We start from the raw sequence: 22,852 nt of genomic DNA, 5'->3' as shown, positions 1-22,852 counted from the left end.
CGGTTCGCACCGCAACTTCGGACACACACTCTCGGGAGGAAGCATGACAGAAGCAGATCGACCACCTCCGACCGCGTCACCGTACCAGATCTTCATGCTGGTCTGCTGCGTGCTCGTGCTCGTGGCTCTCATCGTGGAACTCGCGCTGTCACTGGATCCCGAGATCCTGCGCATCCTCTTCTACGCGGATACGGCCTTCTGCATCGTCTTCTTCGCGGACTTCCTCCTCTCCCTCGCGCGGGCCGAGGACCGCAAGCGATACATGATCACCTGGGGCTGGATCGACCTTCTCTCCAGCCTGCCCGCGATCACGGAACTCCGCGCGTTCCGAATCGGCCGCGTACTGCGGATTCTGAGGTTCCTCCGTGCGGCGCGCGCCGCGCGGGTCGTCGGCTCATTCTGGATGGGACGGCGGGCACAGACGACGGCGCTCGTCGCCGTGTCCGTCGCGATCCTGACGGTGGTGGGCGCGCCATCGGTCTCGCCCTGATGACGGTCGGCGCGGCACTCGTCGGGACGCTGACTGCCACGCTGGTGTCCTGGGTGATCCGGCCCCGGGAGGACGCGAAGGATCGCCAGTTGAACGCGATCCGCGAGGAAGTGGCCGCGATCCGGGCGCTCCTCGAGGCCCGCTGACCCGATGCGGGCGCGTCGCGTGGCATACCTCCGAGATACTCCCGCAAGAGCGTCGGCCGTCCTGTTGATGGACGAGCGGATCTTGTCGGAAGAGACAGGATCCACTTGTCGGTCGAGGGGGTATGCCGAAAGTCAGGGAGGCGATACGGTTGATTGAGCAGGATGGGTGGAGATTGGTCAGGATTCGGGGAAGCCACCGACAGTACAAGCACCCCGAGAAGGTCGGACGAGTAACCGTTCCCGGAAACGTGAACGATGATCTGGCCGTCGGGACGTGGAAGAGTATCCTGAAGCAGGCCGGGCTCACGGGCGGAGGCCAACGATGAAATACGCGGTGGTCATCGAGAGGGCCGGAAGTAACTATTCGGCATACGTTCCGGACCTGCCTGGCTGCGTCGCGACCGGGGACACGAAACGGGAAGTTGCCCAGAGGATTCAAGAGGCGATCGCCTTCCATCTCGACGGTCTGCGAGAGGATGGGGTGCCGATTCCCAGCCCGCAGACCGCCACCGAACGTCAGCGCGTGGGGGATCCCGCGCCCAGGAGCTGAGTGGCGAGGTTGAGGGCGTCGGTGGGCCAGTAGGTCCCGGGGCGGGGGCGTTTGACGCCGGGGCGGCCCGCTTCGGGGCGGCAGTGGAGGACCGCACGGGTCCAGCGCGCGGGCACCGCCTCCAGCCCGTGGACCGCGCCCAGGAGCGCCCCGCAGATCGCGGCGTTCGTGTCGGTGTCGCCGCCCCTCATCACGCTGTCGATCACGCCCTCCTCGAGCGATGGGCGCGTGCCGCAGCTGCCACAGCGCGTTGCGGAGCGCGATCAGGACCCAGCCCATGTGCGTCATGTAGTCGTCCGGCGGCCCGGCGGCGGCCGCCGCGATACAGTCCCGCACCGCCGCGCAGACCTCCTCTTCGTTCGCCCACGCCGCTATCCGCTCGTACAGCTCGCGCGGCGTCGGGCCGCGGTCGATGGCGTACGCGATCGCCATCGCGAACAGCGCGTTCGCGTCGAGACAGACGCGATGCGGGTGCGTGAGGCGGGCGTCTTCCCGCGCCCCGCGCGCGACGGCGTCGAGTCGATGGCGGGAGCCGTGGATGCCCAGCGGGCTGATGCGCATCAGCGCCCCGTTGGCCTGGCTCTCGTGGCGCGGACTTCCGAGCAGGCCGTCGCGGATCGTGAGGCCGCAGTCGAACGGGTCCGAGTCGAGCCACTCCCGGTAGGCGCGGTTCGCCGCCTCCGGGTCGTACGTGCCGCGCGCGACCAGCGTGCGGGCCAGCGCCAGCGCCATCTCGGAGTCGTCCGTCGGCTGTCCCGCCAGCGTGTCGAACGTGCCCCCGTCCTCGAGGTCGCGGACGCCGTCCGGGTAGAGGAGGAGGATGTCCTCGGGCGACTGGAACTCGACGAGGCTGCCGAGCGAATCGCCGGCGATCTGGCCGATGAGGCAGCCGCGCGCGCGGTCGAGCTTCGCGTCCTCGCCGCGGGACGTTCCCGCGGGAACGTCGGCCGGCCCGTTCATGCTTCCTCCGTACGCCGAAGCATGGCCTTCACGAGGTCCGAATCGGGTTCGACGAAGATCGTTTGCACGCGGTCCGGGGTCACCGTGCCCGGAGGAGACTTCCGCGGCTTGCGCACGTACTTGCGGCGGGTCCAGACGACCGGGGCCGTGCGATTGTGGCGCGCCCCGCTGTGGACCGCCGCCACGATCGCGGCTTCGAGCAGGTCCCGCCGCGGCGGATTCTCGTCCTTTCGCCCCCAGCGCAGAATCACGTGCGCGCCCGAGGCCTGGGAGGCGTGCAGCCAGATGTCGTCCGGCGCGGAGTGGCGGAAGGTGAGGTCGTCGTTGTCGCGGGCGCCGCGTCCCACCCGGATCTCCAGCCCGCCCGAGGACCGGAGCCGCGTGTAGGGCGCCCGGAGTTCCGGGCCGTCCGCCCGTCTCCCGCCCGAGCCGGCGCGGACCGGTCGTCCGCCGGCGGCCGTCCACAGGGCGTCCGACGGACCCGACTCCGCGAGCCGCTCGAGGTGGGCGTCGTACTCGGCCGCGCGCTCCCGGGCCGCCGCCACCGCGTCGGGCAGCCGCTCCCGCGCGCGCTCCCGCCGCCGGGCCTCGTCGAAGAAGGTCTCCGCGTTGGCGACCGCATCGCGGGCGGGGTCGAGCGCGATCTCGCGCGGAGCGCCGCCGAAGTCCGGCAGCGTCACGGCGGAAGCGCCCTTCGGCACCTCGTCCTTGCGGGCGAGGAGGATCTGGCCGAGGAGGCGCGGCTCGTCCGGCGGACCGGCCGCGGCCAGTTGCCGCTCGAGCGCGGCGGCCCGGCGCAGGTGCCGTTTCCGGCGGGCTCGGAGGCGCTTTCGGATCTGCCCGGCTTCGTCCCCGTCGTCGTCGTCGGCCGCGGCCGGGAGGGCCTGGAGGGCGGGGGCGGGGCCGCCGCCGGGGGCGAGCAGGTGCGCGGCCGCGGTCAGCAGTCCGGCGGCGGACCCGCTGCCGGCCCCGGCGGGGTGCGGATAGGGCTGGGGGCCCGACGGGCGGTCGAGCACGAAGGCCGGCCGGGGCGGCGCGCCCGGCGCATCGGCTGCGGCCGGGCCGCCCGAAGGCGCCGCCGCGAGCGCGTGGAGCGCCCGGTATCGCGCGTACGTTTCCGCCGGGTCGGACCCGGCCAGGATCCAGTCGACGTTGAGCGCGCTCGTCCACGCCCACGTCCGCAGCACGGCCCGCCGGCGCTCGGCCTCGTCTCCCGCCAGCACGGCGGCCCATTCCGCCTCCGATGGCGGCGCGGCCACGGCGCGCCGCGCGGACGAAGGCGGCGCGTACGGCCCCCCGCGACGCAGCGAGCGGTCGCCCGCGTCCCGCGCCAGGAGCGCCGCTTCGATGCGCCACGCCGGGCGGGAGTCGGCGCCGGACTCCGCTCGGCGGCAGTGGACGGCGTTCCAGCGCCGGTCCTGAAGTTCGATCGCGAGCATCTCCCACGGTCGCCCCGCCCGGTCACCGAACGTCAGGAGCAGGGCGCGCTCGTCCGCCGGCGCCCGCGCGTCCACGAGCGACAGGCGTCCGACCCGCAGCGCCTTCCCCTCTACGCCCGAGGCCGGCGCATCGGCGCCGAGCTCGAGGATGTACCCATGCAGCGGGTGCAGCATCGCGACGAGCCGCGACCCGTCCTCGAAGGCGAGTTCCACGGCGCGCCGCCCCGACGCCATGCGAAGGCCGGCGATACGGACGCCCCGCCAGCGGTCGAGGATCTCGCGGGCGAGGGCCCGGGCGAGGAGAGAGTCGTATCGGATGGCCATTGCAGGTATATTCGGGGCCCCGCGCGATCCCGACAAACTCCGCGATCGAGACGAAGCTCACGTGGACAACCTGCACCCGATCATCCACGCCGCCGGCGCCGACGAACGCGTCCCCGACTGGGCCGTCATGAGCCCCGCGCGCATCCGCCACGCCGGGCGGGTCGGCACGTTGATGGGCGACTGGGCGGAAGCCCTCGGACGCGACGCGGCGACGCAGATCCGCTGGCGCGCCGCGGGCCTTCTTCACGACGCGCTCAAGGAAGCAGGCCTCGAAGCCCTGCGTCCCCTCGTCAACGGAGCGGAGGAATGGCCCGACGCGCTCCTCCACGGTCCGGCGTGCGCGAACCGGCTGCGCGCGGCCGGCGTCGATGACGAGCCGCTCCTCCGGGCCATCGCCTTTCACACCACCGGACACCGGGATCTCGGCGCCCTCGGGCAGGCCCTCTACATGGCCGACTTCCTGGAGCCGGGCCGCATCGCCTCGGGCCGGGAGCGCGCCGGTCTGCGCCGCCGCATGCCGGACGACTGGCACGCCGTCCTGGTCGATGTCGCGACCGCGAAGATCGGCGTTCTCATCGACGCCCAGATCCCCGTTTCCGCCGTCACCGCCGGGTTCTGGGAGGCGATCACCGCCCCGCGCTGACGGCCCGTTTTCGCAAATCGCGAAACGGTTGATTAGATTGCCGTGGCTGGGCAGGACGCGGGATGGTGTGAGGGGTGACGGCCGAGCACGGTCGATGGGCGGACGGGAGGACGACGGGAGGCGACAAAGTGCTTTCGAGGTCCAGACGGCGGTCCAGGCGGGAAACTCGACGAGGTCCCGAGGGTCGTGCCCGCTATCGCAGGCGGCAGGGCGCCTTCCAGCGAGTGGCTTCCGCGTTCCGGGGACTGATCACGACGGCGATCCTCATCGGCGCCGGCGCCTTCATCGGTCTCTTCTGGGAGGAATGGAAAGTCGTGCGGCTCGCGGTGCTCGCCGGGGCCGGACCCGTACCGGCCGCGACGGCGGCGGGCGCGGGGGACGAGGGTTCCGCGGCGACGGATTCCGCGACGGGCGAGATTCCCGGACGGGGCGACCTGACGGACCGCATCAAGGTCGAAGTCCTCAACGGGGCCGGCGAGAGGGGGCTCGCGCGTCAGTTCGCCGACCGACTCCGGGTCCTCGGCTTCGATGTCGTCGCGACCGGTAACGCCGAGCACTTCGACCACGAAGTCACGCACGTCCTGGATCGATCGGGCCGCCTCGGCGCCGCGCTCTCCGTCGCCCGCGAGCTGAGTACGGACTCGCTGGCCGTCGCCATCGATCCCGAACTCTACCTCGATGCGAGCGTGGTCGTGGGGAGCGACTGGGCCGGCCTGCTCGTCAACCTCGGAAAGGACTGAGCGGGACTAGCTTTCCCGCGCCAGCCGCAGTTGTCCGCAGGCGGCGTCGATGTCCCGTCCCCGCGGTCTCCTCACCGCATTGCCCACCCCTCGCGCGGCGAGCGCCTCCGAAAAACGCGCGATCCCCTCGGTCGAACTCGGACCCCACTCCGGACGCGACGGAATCGGGTTGAAGGGGATGAGATTCACGAAGCAGATGAGCCCCCGCGCCAGCTTCGCCAGCGGCTCCGCCAGCGCAGGGTCGTCGTTCACCCCCCGGATGAGCGTGTACTCGAAGCTGATGCGCCGGTTCTTGTAGCTCTGGTACGTGCGCAGCGCGTCGAACAGCTCCGGCAGCGGGTAGCGCTTCTCGATCGGCATCAGCCGCAGCCGCAGTTCGTGGGACGGCGCGTGCAGCGAAACGGCGAGTTCGAACGGCTCCGGGCGCCGGGCGAGTTCCAGAATCCCCGGGATGAGACCGACGGTCGACACGGTGATCCGCCGCGCCCCGAGACCGAACCCTCCGTGCAGCGACGCGAGCGATCCGATGACCCCATCGAGGTTCGCCAGCGGTTCTCCCATCCCCATGTACACGACGTTGGAGATCGGGCTGGACGCCGGCCGCCCCATCTCCTCGCGCGCGACGCGCAGGGAGTCGCGGTACTGCGCCACGATCTCCGCCGCCCTCAACTGGCGCCGGAACCCGAAGTCGCCGGTGGCGCAGAAGCGGCAGGCGAGCGCGCAGCCGGCCTGTGACGAGAGACAGAGCGTGAGGCGGTCGCGCGTCGGGATGAGCACGGACTCGACACGCTCGCCGTCGTCGAGCCGCCACAGGTGCTTCACCGTCCCGTCCCTCGAGCGGGCCGTGTAGTCCGGTTCGATCGGCGTGAGCGAAAAGACCGCCTCCAGCGCTTCCCGGAGGCCGGCGGGGAGGTTCGTCATCTCGTCGAAGGAACGCGCGCCTCGCTCCCAGACCCACTCCTCCACCTGCCGCGCCCGGTACGCCGGCTCTCCGCGCGCCGCGAAGAACGCCGCCAGCCGCTCCCGCCCGCCTTCTCCCGGCTCCGCGAGCAGTTCCGCTCGTGTGCTTTCCGTCATCCCCCGCTTCTTGCTGGCGTCGCTTGCTGGCGTCGCCGAAAATCGGCTATCTTTCGCGGCGTTCCGCACTTCTCGGGACCGATTCCGAACCGATTCCCTGGCGCCGCGAGTTCTCCTGACCAAACTATCGCTACCGACCGAACGGCGTGAGCCGGCCTCGCTCGAGACCGCCTTGCGCGACGCCGGCTGCGGGCAGGTCGAGGCCTCGTGGTCCGGACGCGAAGTCCGGGTCATCGGGTGGGTACACCGTCGTCGCGACCTCGGGGGACTCTTCTTCGTCGACCTGCGCGACCGGACCGGCCTGCTCCAGCTCTCCTTCGGCCCGGAGTGGTCGGACGCCGCCGGCCTCGAGCTCGTGACGGAGCTGAACCCGGAGGATGTCGTGCAGGCGACCGGCGTCGTCGCGCCGCGCCCCGAACCCAACCCGGACATGCTCACGGGCGAGATCGAGATCCGGGTGTCGAGTCTGCGGCGGGTGTCCGTGTCCGACCCGCTCCCGATCCTCGTCTATCAGCCCCCGGACGAGGAGTTGCCCTCGGAGGAACTCCGCCTCAAGCACCGGATCCTCGACCTGCGCCGCCCCGAGATGCAGCGCAACCTGAGGCTCCGGCACGTGGCGACGAACGCGGTGCGCGCCTCGCTCACCGAGCAGGGATTCGTCGAGATCGAGACCCCGCTCCTCACGCGGCAGACGCCGGAGGGGGCACGGGACTACCTCGTTCCGAGCCGCGTCCACCAGGGCCGGTTCTTCGCCCTCCCGCAGTCGCCGCAGCTCTACAAGCAGCTTCTCATGTGCGGCGGCTTCGACCGCTACTTCCAGATCGCGAAATGTCTCCGGGACGAGGACCTGCGGGCGGACCGCCAGCCCGAGTTCACGCAGATCGACGTGGAGATGGCGTTCGTCGAGCAGGACGACGTCTTCCGCGCCGCGGAGAAGATGTTCGCGCGCGTCTGGCGGGACGGGCTCGAGCGGGAGCTTCCCGTGCCCTTCCGGCGCCTGCCCCACGCCGAGGCGATGGAGCGCTACGGCACGGACAAGCCGGACCTCCGCATCCCCTGGGAGATACGGGACTTCACGGACGCGCTCACCGGCATCGGCTTCGGCATCTTCGACGGCGCCGCGCGGGCCGGCGGCCGCGTCCGGGGGCTCGTCCTGCCGGGCGGCGCGACGCTCTCCCGCTCGCGGATCGCCCACTACGACAAGCTCGCGCAGGAGGCCGGCGCGAAGGGCGCCCTGTGGCTGAAGCGCACCGCGGACGGCTGGTCCGGTCCGCCCGCGAAGGTCGTCGGCGAGGAGGTCGCGCGCGCGCTCGAGGCCGAGTTCGGGGTGGGGGAGGGCGATCTCGTCTTCCTCGTCGCCGGCGTCGATGCGGAGAGTTCGCCCGCCCTCGACCGGCTGCGGCGCGGGGCGGCCCGGGAACTCGGCGCCGTGGACGAGAGCGGGGAAGAGTGGCTCTGGATCACGGAGTTCCCCCTCTACGAGCGGGATCCCGACACCGGCCTTCCCGTTCCGGCCCAGCACGCCTTCACGATGCCGGCGGACCCCGACCCCGAGCGCCTGCGCGAAGATCCGCTCTCCGTGAACGCGATCGCGTACGACATCGTCTACAACGGGATCGAGTTGGCCAGCGGGAGCATCCGCTGCCACCTGCCCGAGGTGCAGCGCGTCATCCTCGAGGCGACGGGGCTCACGCCCGAGGAGGTCGAGGCGCGCTTCGGCTTCCTGCTCGAGGCGTTCCGCTACGGCGTGCCGCCGCACGGAGGGTTCGCGGTCGGCATGGACCGCCTGGTGGCCGAGATGGCCGGCTGCGCGTCGATCCGGGACGTCATCGCGTTCCCGAAGACGGCCGCGGCCCGGGGCCTGCTCGAGCGGTCGCCGTCGTCCGTGACCCCGGCCGAACTCGAGGAACTCGGGATCTCCGTGACCGGCGAAACCGGGACCGGCGCTTGAGCGTGGCGACGGAGCGGCGCCTCTCCATCGAAGGGGCCGACCAGCAGTTGCTGGCCGGCGTGAACGACTCGAACCTCACGACGCTGGCCCGCCACTGCGACATCCGCGTCGTCCTCCGGCGCGAGGAGATGATCCTCTCCGGGCCGCAGGCGGATGTGGATCGCGCCTCTCCCACCGCGCGGCGCATGATCCGCTACGCGCGGCTGCGGCGCCCCTTCGATGCGGTGGATGTCGAGCGTTTCCTCGAAGCGCCCGCCGATGGCGAGGGCCGCTCGCGGAAGTCCGCCGCCGCCCGGGGCACCGATAAACAGGAGGTGGCGCTGGCGGGGGCCCGGCGCGCGATCCGGCCCAAGTCGCCGGGGCAGGACAAGTACCTGGCCGCGATGCGCGAGCGAGACATCGTCGTCGGCATCGGCCCGGCCGGCACCGGAAAGACCTATCTCGCCGTCGCCGCGGCGGTGGAGGCGCTCAACCGGAAGCGGATCCGCCGCATCATCCTCACCCGGCCCGCGGTCGAGGCCGGCGAGGCGCTCGGCTTCCTGCCCGGCGACATCCGCGAGAAGGTCGACCCCTACCTGCGCCCGCTCTACGACGCGCTCGAGGACATGATGCCCCACGACCGCGTCCGCCGCGCGATCGAGGACCGCGTGATCGAGGTCGCCCCGCTCGCGTACATGCGCGGCCGGACGCTCTCCGACGCGTTCCTCATCCTCGACGAGGCGCAGAACGCGACGACCGCCCAGATGAAGATGTTCCTCACCCGGCTCGGGCTGAACTCCAAGACCGTGATCACGGGGGACAAGACGCAGATCGACCTCCCGCGCCCCGAGGATTCGGGACTCCTGGAGATCGAGGAAGTCTTGCGCGACGTGGTCGGGATCGACTTCGTTTACCTGGATGACGCGGATGTCGTCCGGCACCGACTCGTGAAGGAGATCATCCGCGCGTACCGGGAGTCCGAGCGGTGAGTTTCTTCGGTCGCGTCCGAGACTACCTGCGCCCCGTGAACCGGCCGCCGGCCGGCGGCCGCCGGGACGCGTGGGTCCACCACGGATTCCGGGCCGGGATGGTCGCCGTCATCGCCCTCGCCGTCCCCCTGATGTTCCCGCAGAGCACGCCGGGCGGGTTCGACGGCATCGACCCCGGCAGCGTCGCCCGGCAGACGATCAACGCGGACTTCGACTTCGACGTGCCCAAGGATCCGGACCGCCTGCGGGAGCAGCAGGACGAGGCGGAGGCCGGCGTGACGCCGAGGCTGCGCTTCGAACCCGCGCGCGCCGACAGCAGCGTCGAGCGCGTGAACGCCTTCGTCACGCAACTCGACTCCGTCATCCCCGCGGCGGAGGCCAACGCCGCCCTCGTCCGGGACGAAGTCCGCCGGGTCGCGGGCGGGATCGGGATCGACCTCACCGCCGAGGGGGTGATCGACTCGCTCCAGGTCGACTACCTCCTCGACGAAGCGTCGCGCGGCCTGCTGCGCGACGAACTCGAGACGGCCTTCGAGGGACTGCGCGAGGGGGTGATCCGCGAGAGCGAACTCGCGGACATCAGCGCGGCGAACGTCGTCGTGCGCGAGGAATCTTCCGGCGACGACCGCGTGCGCGCCGTCGGGGATCTCGTCCGGCTCGGCGACTTCACGCGGGCCGCCCGGGAGGGGGTGGGAGACCGGCTGCCGCCCGGCGGCGCGGCGCTCTTCCAGCAACTCCTCCTCATGGGGCAGCCGACGCTGCGCATCGACCAGGACGCGACCCGGCAGGCGCGCGAGCAGGCCCGCGCCGCGATCCCCCAGGTCGAGGGCTTCGTGCTCGAGGGAGAGCGCATCATCACCGAGAACACGGTGGTGACGGAGGAGGAATACCGCCGGCTCCTCGCCTACCAGGCCCAGATCCTGGAGCGCGGGGGGACGCGCACGACGTCGGACTTCCTGCGCAGCCTGGGCATGGTTCTCCTCGTCATGAGCATGCTCGGAATCCTCGTCTTCGCGACGTTCCGCTTCCGCCGCGACATCTACGAGGCCCTCCCCAGCTTCACCGTCCTGCTCGGGCTCGTCGTCATCGTGATGGCGGCCGCCGGCGCCGTGGCCGCCACGCAGGGTTCGCCCGCGCTCGTGCCCGTCGCGCTGGCCGGCTTCCTCGCGGCGGCGCTGTTCGACAGCCTCCTCGGCCTCGTCGTCGTGTCGACGATCACGGGGATCCTCATGGGCCAACCGCATTTTGCGGGACTCGCGGCCCCGATGGTGACCGTGGCGGGCGGGGTCACGGCGGCCTTCGCGGTCCACACGATCCGCACGCGTTCGCAGAGCTGGGTCCTCGTCATGCTGATCACCGCGGCCTACGTGGGGGCCGGCCTCCTGCTCGTCCTCACGGGCCACTACGCGCTGGGCGAGATGGGCACGACCGCGGCGCTCGGGTTTCTCAACGCCACCGTGTGCACGGGACTCGGCGTCGGCATCGGCCTCCCGCTGCTCGAGGCGTTCACCGGGCGGACGACGGAGGCCTCGCTGCTCGAACTCTCCGACATGAACCGGCCGCTCCTGAGGCGGCTGGCGCGCGAGGCGCCCGGCACGTACGCCCACTCGATCAACGTCGCGAACCTCGTCGAGGCGGCCTGCGAGGCGATCGGGGCCGACGCCGTCCAGGGCCGCGTCGGGGTCTACTACCACGACATCGGGAAGCTCGAGCGCCCGCAGTACTTCATCGAGAACCAGCCCCGGGGGCTGAACCCGCACGACCATCTCACGCCGTGGCAGAGCGCCGAGATCCTGCGCGACCACGTGCGCCACGGGCTCGTCATGGCCGAGGAGGCGCGTCTGCCCGAGGTCGTGAAGGACTTCATTCGCGAGCACCACGGCACGCAGCTCATCCGCTACTTCCTCGAGAAGGCGCGCGCCCGGGAAGGCGTCGCGGAAGTGGACCCGAGCGACTTCGCCTACCCCGGCCCGAAGCCGCAGAGCAGGGAGACGGGCGTCGCGATGCTGGCGGACGCGGTGGAAGCCGCGTCGCGCGTGCTCTCGAACCCGAGTCCCGAGCGCATCCGGGCCCTCATCGACCACCTGGTGCAGGACCGGATCGACTCCGGCGAACTCGACGACTGCCCGCTCACGTACCGCGACGTCCGCATCGTCAAGCGGGAGTTCGCGCACGTCCTCACGGGGCTCTATCACCACCGCATCGACTATCCGAAGCCCGCCGCGCCCGGCGAGACGCCCGGCGGTCCCGGCGCGGCGGCCGCCGGCGGGGGCCCGGAGAAGGGCGGCGTGGAGGAGGTGGCGGCGACCGCGGGGGAGGGGGCCGCGTCGGAGCCGATCGACCTCGAGCAGGCCGCGCAGGGCGACACCGGACCCATCCCCGCCCTGGATTCGCTCCCGGATTCGGACCCGGAGCCGGCCGCCGAGCCGGAAGGAGTCGCCAGCGGGCGGACGGATTGACCGCACCCGTGCCGCCCGATATCCGCATCGACTTCCCCCCCGGCGAGGACGAAGGCTGGCGGGGTCCCTCCGAGGCCGAGTTGAAGGCGGCCGCGCGGGCGGCGCTGGGCGCGGGGCCCGCCGGAGATGCCCCGGGCGCCGCCGCGGGCGAGGGCGCCGAGCTTTCCGTCACCTTTCTCCCGGCGGCAGCCATGCGCGCCCTGAACCGGGACTACCACGGGGTCGACGACCTCACCGACGTGCTCGCGTTCGGGCTCGGCGAGGACCCGCTCGTCGGCGACATCTACATCTCTCCGGACGCCGCCGAGGCTTCCGCGCGCGAGCTGGGGCTCGATCCGGGCGAGGAAATCCTGCGCCTCCTCATCCACGGCGTCCTCCATCTGCTCGGACACGACCATCCGGAAGGCGAGGCGCGCTATGCCTCTCCGATGTTCGAACTCCAGGAGCGGCTGCTCGCGCGGCTGCTGGCCGAGTTTCGTGGCCGCGCGTAGCATTCCCCGTCCTCCGCGGCCTTCCCGAAGGCCCTGATCCGCGAACCGCCCGCCTCCGCGGGCCGGCGCCCGAGCGAGCATGCACGAGCACCTGGAAGAGCAGCGCCACCTCCTGATCGAGGAGGTCCGCGTCCGCCTCGAGGCGGGCGACGAGGACGCGCTCCTCGCGTTCGTGGAACCGCTGCATCCGAGCGACATGGCGGACGTGCTCGAGCACGTGGAGGAGGCCGAGCGCATGGCTCTCCTCCAGCTCATCCCCGCCGCCCTCGCGTCGGACGCCCTCGCCGAGATGGAGGAGGAGGAGAAGCCCGGCGAGCTGCTCGCGAGCATGGAGCCGGACCGGATCGCCGAAATCGTCGAGGAACTCGCGGACGACGACGCGGCCGACCTCATCGGCGAACTCGACCCGGAGGAGCGGGCCCGCGTCTTCGAGTCGGTGCCGGACGAGGAAGAGCGGGAGATCCGCGAACTGCTCGAGTACCCGGAGGAGTCGGCGGGCGGGATCATGACCCGCGAGCTGTGCGCGGTGGACTCCGAGGCGACGGCGGCCGCGGCGATCGAGGCGCTTCGGGCGCAGGTGGAAGGGACGGAGGACCTCTACACCGTGTTCGTCGTCGGGCGGCGGGGGCGGTTGCGCGGCGTCGTCACGCTGCGGGACCTCGTGCTCGCCGCGCCGGAGACGCCCATCTCCGACCTGCTCCAGGAACCTCCGGCCGTGGTTTCGGTGGATCTGGACCAGGAGGAGGTGGGGCGGCTGCTGTCCCGCTACAACCTCGCCGCGATCGGGGTCGTCGACGCCGAGGAACGGCTGGTGGGACAGATCACCTTCGACGACGTGATCGACGTCGTAGAGGCGGAGGTCACCGAGGACATCCTGCGCTTCGCCGCGGTGTCGGACGAGGAGCAGTTGCGCGGGACGACGCTCGGCGCGATCCGCAGCCGGCTGCCGTGGCTCGCCGTGAACACGCTCACGCTGTCGGTCGCCGCGGTCGCGGTGTGGCTGTACCGGGACACGATCGAACAGCTGGCGATCCTCGCGGCCGTGATGCCGGTGATCGCGGGCCTGGGCGGAAACGCGGGCACGCAGGCGCTGGCGGTCACGATCCGCCGCATCGCGCTCGCCGACGAACTGCCGGAGGAGCGCTGGTCCGCCGTCGTCAAGGAACTCGTCGTGGGCCTGGTGAACGGGCTCGCGATCGGGCTGCTCGTGGCGGTCGTCTCGCTGCTGCTCCCGAACACCGAGGCCATCTTCGGGCTCGTCGTGATGATCGCGATGTGGGGGAACCTCGCCGTGGCCTCCGCGCTGGGCGCCTTCTTCCCGATCCTGCTCGAGCGGTCCGGCGTGGATCCGGCGGTCGCCTCGTCGGTCTTCGTCACGACCTTCACGGACCTGTTCGGGTTCGTCCTGCTGCTGGGGCTCGCGACCCGGTTTCTCCTGTGAGCGCGGCGTTCGATGCGGGGGGGCTCGCCGGCCGCATCGCGGGCGGCGAGCCCCTGGCGCTGGCCCGGGGGATCTCGCACGTCGAGAACGAGAGCGACGGATTCGAGGCGCTTCTCGAGCGGCTGGACGGGCGCACCGGACGCGCGCGGCGCATCGGCATCACGGGGCCGCCCGGCGCCGGCAAGTCTACGCTGACGGCGGCACTTACGCGCCATTACCTCGAGCAGTCTCTCAAGGTCGGGATCGTCGCCGTGGACCCGACGAGTCCGTTCACCGGCGGGGCCCTGCTCGGCGACCGCATCCGCATGGGCGAACTCTCCACCGAGCCCGGCGTCTTCATCCGCTCGATGGCGAGCCGGGGTTCCCTCGGCGGCCTCGCGACCGCGACGCGGGAAGCCGCCGACCTCATGGACGCGGCCGGTTACGACCGCGTGATCCTGGAGACGCTCGGCGTGGGCCAGGCGGAACTCGACATCGCCGTCTCCGCCGACACGACCGCCGTCGTCCTCGTCCCGGAATCGGGAGACGGGGTGCAGGCGATGAAGGCCGGGCTCATGGAGGTGGCGGACCTCTTCGTCATCAACAAGTCGGACCGGCCCGGCGCCGACCGGCTGGAGAAGGAAATCGCGATCATCATGTCGATCCGCTTCGCGAACCGCCCCGCAAGCGGCGCGGGCGGCGGCGCGGGCGACCCCGGCGACGGCGCCGAAGTCTGGCGCATGCCGATCACCCAGACGGTCGCGTCCGAGGCCCGCGGGGTCGAGGAGTTCGCGGCGCACCTGGACCGGCACTTCGACTGGCTCCGGTCGACGGGGAGGCTCGAGGCGAACCGCCGCGCCGCCCGCCTCCGCCGCGCGCACGACGCGCTCCTCCGCCGCTCACAACGCGACGCGCAGCGGATCTGGCGCGCGGCCTCTCCCGAGACGCTGGATTCCGGCGCTTCTCCCTACGCGCTCGCGCGCCGGCTGTACGAAGAGTTCAGGGAGACGCTCAGGGGAACCTGACGACGAGTCCCGTCCCCGCGAAGAAGCCCGTCGCGGACTCGTTCAGTCCCACGCCGGCGCGGATGTCCCACTGGAGGTCGTCGCCGAAGCTCCAGGTGAAGCCGCCGTTCGCGTAGTGTTCCGCGCGGGTCCCGCCCCGTTCCGCGTGGAAGAAGGCGAACCACTCCGCGTAGACCCCGGCCCGCGCGCCGACGGAGAACCCGGCCACGGCCGACTGCGCCCACTCGGCGTACTCCCTGTCGCCGCCGCGCGCCTCCGGCAGCGCCCGGTTCATCTGCGTGCTGCCCGACAGCGCGACCGTCTCCGAGAGGTCCCAACCGTAGATGAAGTTCACCCCGGCAGCGTGCGGTCGCTCGTGAACGCGTCGCTCCCCGTGGGGACCGTCACCTGGGGAAGGATCGCCAGCGCGGGCCGCAGCCCCTCCTGTTCGGCCAGCAACAGCTTTGTGCCCAGGTAAAGGTCTTCCATCCCGGTCTCGGTGAAGCTCCGCCCGTCCGCCCCCGCGCCCACGGAGACGGGACTCAGGCCCAGGCGAAGTTCGAGTCTGTCGCCGAGCACCCCGATCCTCAGCAGAGGTTCGCCCAGCGAGTGCGTCCACACCCCGCCGCGGCCGCCCTCCGGCCGGTCGTACTCGTAGGTGTAGCCGAACTCGAGCTGGACCACGCCGCGCCCCACCGTCGCCGCCGCCTCGGTGAAGTCCGGCCGGTCCGCCACCAGCGGTCCCCGCTGCGCGTGCGCGGACCCGGCCGTCATCGCGAAGAGCGAGCCCACCCCGAGGGCCGGAAGGATCCATCGTCTGCGCATCATCTTGCCTCTCTCAGGCGTTCGCGGCCTCGTGCGGTCTGCGCGGGCACGTTCCCGCGGGAACGTCCGTTCCCTACTTTGGGAGCCGGTAGCGCGCGGCAGCGAGGCCGCGGCGTGAGCCGGACGATACAGGACGGGGCATGAGCAAGCACGGCGCGCTGAGCGATCAACTCGAGTTGTGGGAAGCGGTCTTCCGTCAGGCGCCGCAGCGCGACGACACCAGCTTCCGGAGCATCTCCGGGCGCGACATCAAGCCGCTCTACACCCCCCTCGACGCCGGCGACACCGGCCCGGGCGGCTACCTGGACCGGCTCGGCACGCCCGGCGAGTTCCCGTTCACGCGCGGCCCGTATCATTCGATGTACCGCACGAAGCTGTGGACGATGCGGCTCTTCTCCGGCTTCGCCACCGCGCACGAGACGAACGAGCGCTACAAGTACCTCCTCCGGCGCGGACAGACCGGGCTTTCCGTCGCCTTCGACTTCCCCACCCTCATGGGGTACGACTCCGACGACCGCCGCTCCGAGGGAGAAGTGGGGAAGTGCGGCGTCGCGATCTCGAGCCTCGCGGACATGGAGACGCTCTTCGACGGCATCCCGCTCGACAAGGTCTCCGTGTCGATGACGATCAACGGGCCCGCGCTCATGCTGTACGCCTTCCTCCTGGTCACGGCGGAGAACCAGGGCGTGCCGCTCGACCGGGTCCGGGGGACGATCCAGAACGACATCCTCAAGGAATACCAGGCCCAGCACGCGTGGATCTTCCCGCCGGAGCCCGCGCTCAAGATCATCGCCGACATCTTCGAGTGGTCGGCGGACGCCGCGCCGCGCTTCAACACCATCTCCATCTCCGGCTATCACATCCGCGAGGCGGGGGCGACCGCCGCGCAGGAACTCGCCTACACGCTCAAGAACGGCTTCACCTACGTCGAGCGGGGCATCGAACGCGGGCTCGACGTGGACAGCTTCGCGCCGCGGCTCTCCTTCTTCTGGGACGTGCACAACGACTTCTTCGAGGAGATCGCGAAGTTCCGCGCCGGGCGCCGCATCTGGGCCCGGCACATGCGCGACGTGTACGGGGCCCGGGATCCCCGGAGCCTGCGGCTGCGGACGCACGCGCAGACGGCCGGCGTCTCCCTCACGGCGCAGCAGCCGCACAACAACATCGTGCGGGTCGCGTACCAGGCGATGGCCGCGGCGCTCGGCGGCACGCAGTCGCTGCACACGAACGCGATGGACGAGACGCTCGCGCTCCCCACGGAGGAGGCGGCGAAGATCGCCCTCCGCACGCAGCAGATCCTCGCCTACGAGACCGGCGTCCCGAACACGATCGATCCGCTCGCGGGTTCCTACTACGTGGAGTCGCTGACGGACGAACTCGAGGCGGAGGCGGAGGACATCTTCCGCGAGATCGATGACATCGGCGGGGTCGTGTACGGGATCGAGTCCGGCTACTTCCAGGCGCAGATCGCGGCTTCCGCGCGCCGGTTCCAGGACGAGGTGGAGAAGGGGACGCAGACGATCGTGGGCGTGAACCGGTTCGAGGATGCGGAGGAGCCACCGATCGAGATTCTGAGGATCGGGGAGGAGGCCGCCGCGAAGCAGGAGAAGCGGCTTGGCGGATCTCCGCGCGCGCCGCGATTCCGCCTCGGTCGAGCGGGCGCTGGAGACGCTGGGGCGGGCCGCGCGCGAGGACGCGAACCTGCTGCCGCCCCTGCTCGACGCCGTGCGGGCCTACGCGACGCTGGGCGAGATCCGGATCGTGCTCGAGAAGGTGTACGGCCGCTTCAAGGAGCCCGTGGCCTTCTAGATGCGCGGGGATCAGCCAGGCCCCGGGACCTCCGACGACACCCTCTTCGGTCTCTCCGCGCTGCATCAGGGCCCTCCCCAGGTGCCCGGGCGGGGGGACCTCGACTTCTCCCGCGCGGTGCTCGACCAGCTCTACAGCTACCGGCCGAAGCGCGAGGGCATCGCCTATCCCCTGTGGCTCCTGACGGGGATCTTCGGCGGCCACCGCTTCTATCTCGACCGTCCCGGGACCGGCCTCCTCATGCTCCTGACCGTGGGGGGCGCGGGGCTGTGGTGGCTCGTGGACGTCCTTCTGATCCCGCGCATGGTGCGGAAGTTCAACGAAGACCAGGCGCGGCGGCGGTTCCTCGGCCTGCCGCCCCGCCAGCTCGCCTTCATGCCGGCCAAGGGCGAGACGCTGCCGCCGGAGCCGCACTGGGCCGCGAAGCGGGGGACGCGGGTCCGCCTGGTGGCCGACTCCGTCGTGATGATGCTGGCGGGCGGGTCGCTGGGCACGTTCGCCCGCGGATTCGGGGTCTACGAGCCGATCATCGCGGTGCTCGCGCTCATCGCGATCACCCTGCTGGGCACCCGCTGGGCCGCCCTCTCCAACCTGCCCATCCTGCGGGGGTTCGACCGCTGGGCGCACCGGTTGCGGCTGTTCTACTACACGAACGATCCCGGCGGGGCCGTGTCGCTCGCCTTCCGCCAGGTGCTGGCCGCGTTCGCCATCCTCCGCAGGCGCAGGCGCGCCGAGGCCAGGCTCTACCTGCAGTTCGGCGTCTGGTTCACGATCATCTTCACCGTCTTCGACATCATCGAGGCCGCCAGCGGCACGGGGGGCTTCACCACCTCCCTGGTGCGGGACTTCTACATGACGTTGTTCGCGACCTACGCCTTCGCCGCCCCGATCGGGGCGATCCTCAACAAGCACGTCCTCCTCCAGCGCAGCGACCGCGTGATTTGGGTGCTGAGCGGCGTCGCCGTACTGTTCATCGCAACGAGTCTCTTCTGATCTTCCGAAAGGTCGGCTTCCACATGCGCAGAATCGTCACGTCGCTCCTTCCCCTCCTGATTCCGCTCCTGATCGCTGCCCCGCTGATGGCGCAAACGACGCTCGGATTTCGTGGCGGGCTGAGCGATGCCACGGTCTCCACGGATGTGGAAGGAGTGCCGGACCAGGACGCCCGACGGGGCGTGGTCGCGGGCCTCGACCTCTCGTTTCCGGTCGGAGGCACGGTCGAGCTTCGGATCGGCGGCGCGTACGTGCAGAAGGGTACGGAACTGTCTGTGGACCTCCCGTCGGAAGGCATTCGGGGGTCGGGCCGCATCGAGGCGGACTGGGTACAGGCGTCGGCGCTCGTGCGTATCGGAACGCCGCGAGACAGCGGAGCGTCCTTCGGTCTGCTACTGGGCCCGTGGGCGGCTTCCCTCCTCTCCTGCAACCGGAGCCTGAGTGTCGATGCTGGCGAACTGGGATCAGTGAACGAATCGGCCTCGTGCGACGATGTGACGAAATCGACCGACTTCGGCGTCGCGGCGGGTGCCGGGGTGGAAATGGCGATTTCCGACGGCCTGCGGCTGGGTGTGGATCTGATCTACTCGCTGGGACTCGCGAACATCGACGACACGTCGACGGAGGACACGAAGACGCGGCACGTGGCGCTTCAGGCCGGGTTCGTGATCCCGTTCGGAGGCTGACGAAGCCGGGCTGACGGGGCCTCGGCCCGCGTCAGGGCACGAGTGCTCGCGGCGGCTGCATCAGGTCCTCGACGCGGAAGATCTCGCCGTCCTTCAGCACGATGCGGGCGCGGCGCAGGTCCTCGATGTCCTCCAGCGGGTTGCCCTCGACGATGAGGATGTCGGCGAGCGCTCCGGCGGACAGCGTTCCGATCTCTCCTTCCATCGCGAGCGCCTCGGCGGCGACTGATGTCGCCGTGCGCAGGGCTTCGACCTCCGTGAGGCCGCCCCAGACGTAGTTCTCGACCTCCGCGATGAGGGCGGCGCCGTAGGGGATGATCGGGGAGTCCGTCCCCGCCACCACCTTGCCTCCGCCGCGCACGACGCGGGTCACGGTGCGGCCGGCGTCGGCGAGCAGCGCGTCGATGCCGCCGGCCCGGCCTCTCGTGAGGGCGCGCGCGGTCATGGCCTCGGCCATCCCCTCGGGGAACACGGCCTCGAAGCGGGGGTCGGTCGTCCACGACGGGTCGTCGCCGACGGACTTCCACCAGCCGCCCATGAGGGCCATCGTCGGCGTGATCGTCATGCCGGAGGCGGTAAGGAGCTGGATCACGTCGTCGTACGTCCGGTACATCGCCGTCACCTTCGGCGAATAGCCGCGGCGGCTCGTGCCCGAAATGTGTTCGACATGGTCCTGGCCGTGCGCGACGGCGGGATAGATCTCGTGACTCGCCACCGGAATCCCGATCCCGTGCGCGAACTCGATGATGCGGCGCTGGATGAGGTCCGGCATGCGGACGTAGGTCTTGATGAGGGAATAGCCCACGTGCTCGGCGCGGTCCAGCTCCAGCTCGAGGTTCCCGTTGGGGCCGAGGGAGCCGGCGCCCGAGTAGTAGATCCGGTTGCCGTCCATCGTGCGGCCGGTGGCGAACTCCCGCGGTCCGATGCGGCGGCCCGAGTCGATGGACTCCCGGCGCTCGGCGACCTCGTAGGGGTCGGAGGTGGGATCGCGGATCGTCGTCACCCCGTAGGCGAGAAAGGCGCGGCCCAGCGCCTCGCCCATCCCGTAGCCCATGTGCGAGTGCATGTCGACGAGGCCGGGAAGGACGGTGTGGTCGCCCGCATCCACGACCTCGCCCCCCGCGTCGAGGACCGCGGCGAGGTTCGCGTCGCTGCGCGGGAGGACGGAGACGATCCGGTTGCCCTCGATGATGAGGTCCATATCGCGGGAGATGTCGTCCGAGACGCCGTCCCACACGCGCGCCGCGCGGACGAGCACGGCACCCTCGCGTACGGGGCGTTGCCACTCCAGCCGCAGCGGAATCTCCTCGGAGAGGCCGTCGTCGAGGTGGTAGCGGCGAAGCCCGCGCGTCGACTGATAGACGATGGACCGTGAGTCGCCCGTCCACGAGATCGCGTCCGCGTGGTGGTTGGAGAGACGCGTCGGCGGCCCGCTGGGCGTGCCCTCCGCGTCGACCTCGACCATCCACAGCACGCCCTCGCTGGCGTACGCCATGCGCCGCCCGTCCGGCGACCACACCGGCCCGTCGAGCGCCCGCACACCCATGTTCTCGTGATCGGCCGCCGTGACCCGGCGCGTCTCGCCCCCGTCCAGCGGCTGCAGGAGGATTTCGTTCCGCCCCTCCCGGAAGCGCGACGAGTACTGGGAGAGGACGGACATCGCGATCGTCCGCCCATCCGGGGAGAACGACGGCCGGCTGGGGGCGAAGAGATCGTTGCGGATCGTGGAGAGTTCGCCCGTCGCGAGGTCCACGACCTGCACGGCGGCCTGCAGTCCCATGACCGAGGTGAAGACGACCCGGTCCCCGGCGGGGGAGAACACGGGGCCGACCTCGCCGCCCGGCGCGGTGGTGGCGCGCGTCTCGGTGCCGCTGGCCATGTCGCGCACCCAGATGTCGAGCGAGCCCGCCCGGTCCGAGGCGTAGGCAAGCCGCGAGCCGTCGCGGGACCACGTCGGCATCAGGTCGACGAAGGGGTCGTCCGTGAGCCGCCGGGGCGTCGCGCCGTCCGCGGCGTCCGCCCCGTCCGCCTCCGTGTCGAGCAGCCACAGGTCGCCGAGGGCGGTGAAGGCGATGTGGCGACCGTCGGGGGAGACCGCCGGGGCGACGATCCCCTGCACGGGCTCCGGTCCTCCCGCCTCGAACGAACGCCGCGCGCGCTCGTAGTCGCGCCGCGTAAACGCGAACGTGGCCTCGAAGGGGATGTCCGCCCCCGGCACGCCGTCCGCCGATACGCGCCGGATGCGTCCGTCGCCGGTGTAGGCGATCTCTCCCATCCACATGGGACGGAAGGGGAAGACGTCCGCCCCCTCTTCGGTGAGGCGCGTCGGCGTGGCATCGCCCCCGCCTCCGGCCGCGCCGGCGTCGGCCACCCAGAGGCCGGTCTGGCCCTGGACGACGGCCGAGTACGCGATCCGGCTTCCGTCCGGGCTCCACGCCGGCGAAATCGCGCCCGCGTTCCGCGCCACGACCCGGGTCGCGCCGCCGCTCTCGCGGACGATGATCGCCCCGAGGGCGCGGTCCGAGGCGTAGGCCAGGGATTCGCCGTCCGGCGACCACTGGGGCGTGAACTCGTGCGTGGGCGCGTCCGTCACCCGCTGGAGTCGGCCGTCGCCGGGCCCGCCCGAGACGTCGAGCGTCCAGATGTCGTAGTTGCCGGAACGATCCGACGCGAAGACGATCGCGCCGCCATCGGGGGAGTAGGCGGGCTCCCGCTCGTCGTAGGGTCCGAAGGTGTGCTGCACCGGATCGGTCCCGTCGGGCGCGATCGACCAGATGTGCCAGCGCCCGTCCCGAAACGACTGGAAGACGATCCGGTTCCCGTCCGGCGCCCACTGCGGCTGCCGCGCGTCGTAGTACATGTCCGTGATCGCGCGCGCCTCGCCGCCCCCGGCGTCCATCACCCACAGCGTCCCCTGCAGGTCGAGCACCATCCGGCTCCCGTCCGGGGACACCGCCGCCGCCATGTTCGTCCCCTCGGAGACGGTCACCCGCACCTCCCGATCCTGGGCATGCGCCACGGCAGGCAGAAGAAACAGCGCTACGGACAGGAGAAACCGCGCCGTCAGGGGGGTGGGCGCGCTGAACGAACGACGGCTGCGGGGGACCGATACCTGGGACATGGGTGTCATCTCCTGTTTCTCTCCGGCTGTGTGCTCGAGCCGTGCAGTGTGATGGTCCGGCCATTCAGCGGTTGCACCGGGCGCGCATTTGGCGGGTGCAGCTTCGAAAAGAGGTCGACCTGGGCCTGCGACGCGAAGGTCGGCTCCGCCATGACCACCCAGTGGACGACTTCGGAGCACGGCGGGGTCGTCAGAGAGCCAGTGTACCGAGCGTAGACGCGGCCCCTCGGGAGCAACGTGGCCGGATCGAACCCGGAGAGCGTCACGGGCGACGCGCCGTACGCGGGGATGGCCTCCCAGATCCTCTGGATGTTCACGTCTTCCCCGCCGACCTCGATGAAGGTGCCGATCACCGCAAGGTCACCCGCCGCCGCCACATGGACGAAATGCGCCTCCAACGCGTACCGCGCTCCGCCGACCGTGTGTTCGCTGGGCAAGTGGAAGTGGAACTGCGTGAGCGAGAATTCACGCCCCTCAAGAACGATGAAGGACCCCTCGGCCATGTCGACCTGGACAGTGTGGCCGGTATCCAGCACGCACGCGTCCGTGGCCTGCCACCGGATGTCCAGCATGTCGCCGGCCGCAGCTGGAATGGCGTTCGCCAGATCCACGGGAGACTGCCGCGAACCGGAATCGCAGAGCGCGAAGCAGGGATCCAGGCCGCCCCAATGATCCGGGCCCGTCTCGCCCTCGTAGCCCCAGGCCACCTCGCTTGCCCGGTTCGTTTCTTCCATCCGCTCCTCCCGCGATGGATCC

At 71.1% G+C, this 22,852-nt stretch carries 21 protein-coding genes and 2 pseudogenes; 15 read left to right on the top strand and 8 right to left on the bottom strand.

Annotated elements, in window-relative coordinates; genetic code table 11:
- Nucleotides 1-43 precede the first annotated feature (43 nt).
- The 4 genes from ACOGI9_RS08250 (at nucleotide 44) to ACOGI9_RS08235 (ending at nucleotide 1,186) form a co-directional block, all read left to right on the top strand.
- Nucleotides 44-490, top strand: coding sequence for an ion transporter (locus tag ACOGI9_RS08250; RefSeq protein ID WP_419856672.1), 447 nt, complete (start codon nucleotides 44-46; stop codon nucleotides 488-490).
- On the top strand, nucleotides 490-636 hold the full coding sequence (locus tag ACOGI9_RS08245) for a hypothetical protein (protein ID WP_419856671.1): 147 nt from the start codon (nucleotides 490-492) through the stop codon (nucleotides 634-636). The genes ACOGI9_RS08250 and ACOGI9_RS08245 overlap by 1 nt, the downstream gene beginning before the upstream one ends.
- Before the next feature lie 122 nt (nucleotides 637-758).
- A complete protein-coding gene (locus ACOGI9_RS08240; RefSeq protein ID WP_419856670.1) occupies nucleotides 759-962 on the top strand; it encodes a type II toxin-antitoxin system HicA family toxin in 204 nt (67 codons plus the stop codon).
- The gene (locus ACOGI9_RS08235) at nucleotides 959-1,186 is read left to right on the top strand and encodes a type II toxin-antitoxin system HicB family antitoxin (RefSeq protein ID WP_419856669.1); all 228 of its coding nucleotides are present in this window, start codon (nucleotides 959-961) and stop codon (nucleotides 1,184-1,186) included. The genes ACOGI9_RS08240 and ACOGI9_RS08235 overlap by 4 nt, the downstream gene beginning before the upstream one ends.
- On the opposite strand, the gene ACOGI9_RS08230 is transcribed toward ACOGI9_RS08235, so the two are convergent.
- From ACOGI9_RS08230 to ACOGI9_RS08220, 3 genes and pseudogenes are all read right to left on the bottom strand, one after another.
- Nucleotides 1,153-1,392: an ADP-ribosylglycohydrolase family protein gene (locus ACOGI9_RS08230; protein WP_419856668.1), complete on the bottom strand. Its 240-nt coding sequence runs from the start codon at nucleotides 1,390-1,392 to the stop codon at nucleotides 1,153-1,155. The genes ACOGI9_RS08235 and ACOGI9_RS08230 overlap by 34 nt on opposite strands.
- A gap of 79 nt (nucleotides 1,393-1,471) precedes the next feature.
- Nucleotides 1,472-2,146, bottom strand: a pseudogene (locus ACOGI9_RS08225) (ADP-ribosylglycohydrolase family protein); the annotation flags it as partial.
- Nucleotides 2,143-3,909: an NFACT RNA binding domain-containing protein gene (locus ACOGI9_RS08220; RefSeq protein WP_419856667.1), complete on the bottom strand. Its 1,767-nt coding sequence runs from the start codon at nucleotides 3,907-3,909 to the stop codon at nucleotides 2,143-2,145. The pseudogene ACOGI9_RS08225 and the gene ACOGI9_RS08220, both read right to left, overlap by 4 nt.
- A gap of 61 nt (nucleotides 3,910-3,970) precedes the next feature.
- On the opposite strand from ACOGI9_RS08220, the gene ACOGI9_RS08215 reads away from it, so the two are divergent.
- Together ACOGI9_RS08215 and ACOGI9_RS08210 are read left to right on the top strand one after the other, a co-directional pair.
- Entirely contained in the window at nucleotides 3,971-4,552 is a 582-nt protein-coding gene (locus tag ACOGI9_RS08215) for an HD domain-containing protein (protein ID WP_419856666.1), read from the top strand.
- Nucleotides 4,553-4,776: 224 nt separating this feature from the next.
- Nucleotides 4,777-5,292 carry a LytR C-terminal domain-containing protein gene (locus ACOGI9_RS08210; protein WP_419856665.1) on the top strand — a complete coding sequence of 172 codons (516 nt, stop codon included), beginning with the start codon at nucleotides 4,777-4,779 and terminating at the stop codon, nucleotides 5,290-5,292.
- Between the two features lie 6 nt (nucleotides 5,293-5,298).
- On the opposite strand, the gene rlmN is transcribed toward ACOGI9_RS08210, so the two are convergent.
- A complete protein-coding gene (rlmN, locus tag ACOGI9_RS08205) occupies nucleotides 5,299-6,369 on the bottom strand; it encodes a 23S rRNA (adenine(2503)-C(2))-methyltransferase RlmN (protein WP_419856664.1) in 1,071 nt (356 codons plus the stop codon).
- 172 nt (nucleotides 6,370-6,541) lie between these two features.
- Between rlmN and aspS the strand changes: the two genes are divergently transcribed.
- The 6 genes from aspS (at nucleotide 6,542) to meaB (ending at nucleotide 14,683) form a co-directional block, all read left to right on the top strand.
- Entirely contained in the window at nucleotides 6,542-8,320 is a 1,779-nt protein-coding gene (gene aspS, locus ACOGI9_RS08200; protein ID WP_419856663.1) for an aspartate--tRNA ligase, read from the top strand.
- Between the two features lie 2 nt (nucleotides 8,321-8,322).
- Nucleotides 8,323-9,288, top strand: coding sequence for a PhoH family protein (locus ACOGI9_RS08195; protein WP_419859259.1), 966 nt, complete (start codon nucleotides 8,323-8,325; stop codon nucleotides 9,286-9,288).
- Nucleotides 9,285-11,747 carry an HD family phosphohydrolase gene (locus ACOGI9_RS08190; RefSeq protein WP_419856662.1) on the top strand — a complete coding sequence of 821 codons (2,463 nt, stop codon included), beginning with the start codon at nucleotides 9,285-9,287 and terminating at the stop codon, nucleotides 11,745-11,747. The genes ACOGI9_RS08195 and ACOGI9_RS08190 overlap by 4 nt, the downstream gene beginning before the upstream one ends.
- On the top strand, nucleotides 11,744-12,238 hold the full coding sequence (gene ybeY / locus ACOGI9_RS08185) for an rRNA maturation RNase YbeY (RefSeq protein WP_419856661.1): 495 nt from the start codon (nucleotides 11,744-11,746) through the stop codon (nucleotides 12,236-12,238). The genes ACOGI9_RS08190 and ybeY overlap by 4 nt, the downstream gene beginning before the upstream one ends.
- A 79-nt stretch (nucleotides 12,239-12,317) precedes the next feature.
- Nucleotides 12,318-13,679, top strand: coding sequence for a magnesium transporter (gene mgtE, locus ACOGI9_RS08180; protein WP_419856660.1), 1,362 nt, complete (start codon nucleotides 12,318-12,320; stop codon nucleotides 13,677-13,679).
- Nucleotides 13,676-14,683, top strand: coding sequence for a methylmalonyl Co-A mutase-associated GTPase MeaB (gene meaB, locus ACOGI9_RS08175; protein ID WP_419856659.1), 1,008 nt, complete (start codon nucleotides 13,676-13,678; stop codon nucleotides 14,681-14,683). The genes mgtE and meaB overlap by 4 nt, the downstream gene beginning before the upstream one ends.
- On the opposite strand, the gene ACOGI9_RS08170 is transcribed toward meaB, so the two are convergent.
- Entirely contained in the window at nucleotides 14,670-15,017 is a 348-nt protein-coding gene (locus tag ACOGI9_RS08170) for a transporter (protein ID WP_419856658.1), read from the bottom strand. The two genes, meaB and ACOGI9_RS08170, sit on opposite strands and share 14 nt — an antisense overlap.
- Nucleotides 15,014-15,490 carry a transporter gene (locus ACOGI9_RS08165; protein ID WP_419856657.1) on the bottom strand — a complete coding sequence of 159 codons (477 nt, stop codon included), beginning with the start codon at nucleotides 15,488-15,490 and terminating at the stop codon, nucleotides 15,014-15,016. The genes ACOGI9_RS08170 and ACOGI9_RS08165 overlap by 4 nt, the downstream gene beginning before the upstream one ends.
- A 137-nt stretch (nucleotides 15,491-15,627) precedes the next feature.
- Here ACOGI9_RS08165 and ACOGI9_RS08160 point away from each other — a divergent pair.
- From ACOGI9_RS08160 to ACOGI9_RS08150, 3 genes and pseudogenes are all read left to right on the top strand, one after another.
- Nucleotides 15,628-17,296, top strand: a pseudogene (locus ACOGI9_RS08160) (acyl-CoA mutase large subunit family protein).
- Nucleotides 17,297-18,289 (top strand): TM2 domain-containing protein, encoded by a 993-nt coding sequence (locus ACOGI9_RS08155; protein ID WP_419856656.1) that lies wholly within the window; start codon nucleotides 17,297-17,299, stop codon nucleotides 18,287-18,289.
- Nucleotides 18,290-18,312: 23 nt separating this feature from the next.
- Nucleotides 18,313-18,975 (top strand): outer membrane beta-barrel protein, encoded by a 663-nt coding sequence (locus ACOGI9_RS08150; RefSeq protein WP_419856655.1) that lies wholly within the window; start codon nucleotides 18,313-18,315, stop codon nucleotides 18,973-18,975.
- Between the two features lie 31 nt (nucleotides 18,976-19,006).
- Here ACOGI9_RS08150 and ACOGI9_RS08145 read toward each other — a convergent pair whose 3' ends face one another.
- Together ACOGI9_RS08145 and ACOGI9_RS08140 are read right to left on the bottom strand one after the other, a co-directional pair.
- On the bottom strand, nucleotides 19,007-22,096 hold the full coding sequence (locus ACOGI9_RS08145) for an amidohydrolase family protein (protein WP_419856654.1): 3,090 nt from the start codon (nucleotides 22,094-22,096) through the stop codon (nucleotides 19,007-19,009).
- Nucleotides 22,097-22,101: 5 nt separating this feature from the next.
- Nucleotides 22,102-22,830 carry a carbonic anhydrase gene (locus ACOGI9_RS08140; RefSeq protein WP_419856653.1) on the bottom strand — a complete coding sequence of 243 codons (729 nt, stop codon included), beginning with the start codon at nucleotides 22,828-22,830 and terminating at the stop codon, nucleotides 22,102-22,104.
- Nucleotides 22,831-22,852: the final 22 nt, after the last annotated feature.

Source organism: Candidatus Palauibacter irciniicola (assembly GCF_965208695.1).
Lineage (GTDB): Bacteria > Gemmatimonadota > Gemmatimonadetes > Palauibacterales > Palauibacteraceae > Palauibacter > Palauibacter irciniicola.
This window is presented reverse-complemented; position numbering and strand designations above follow the sequence as displayed.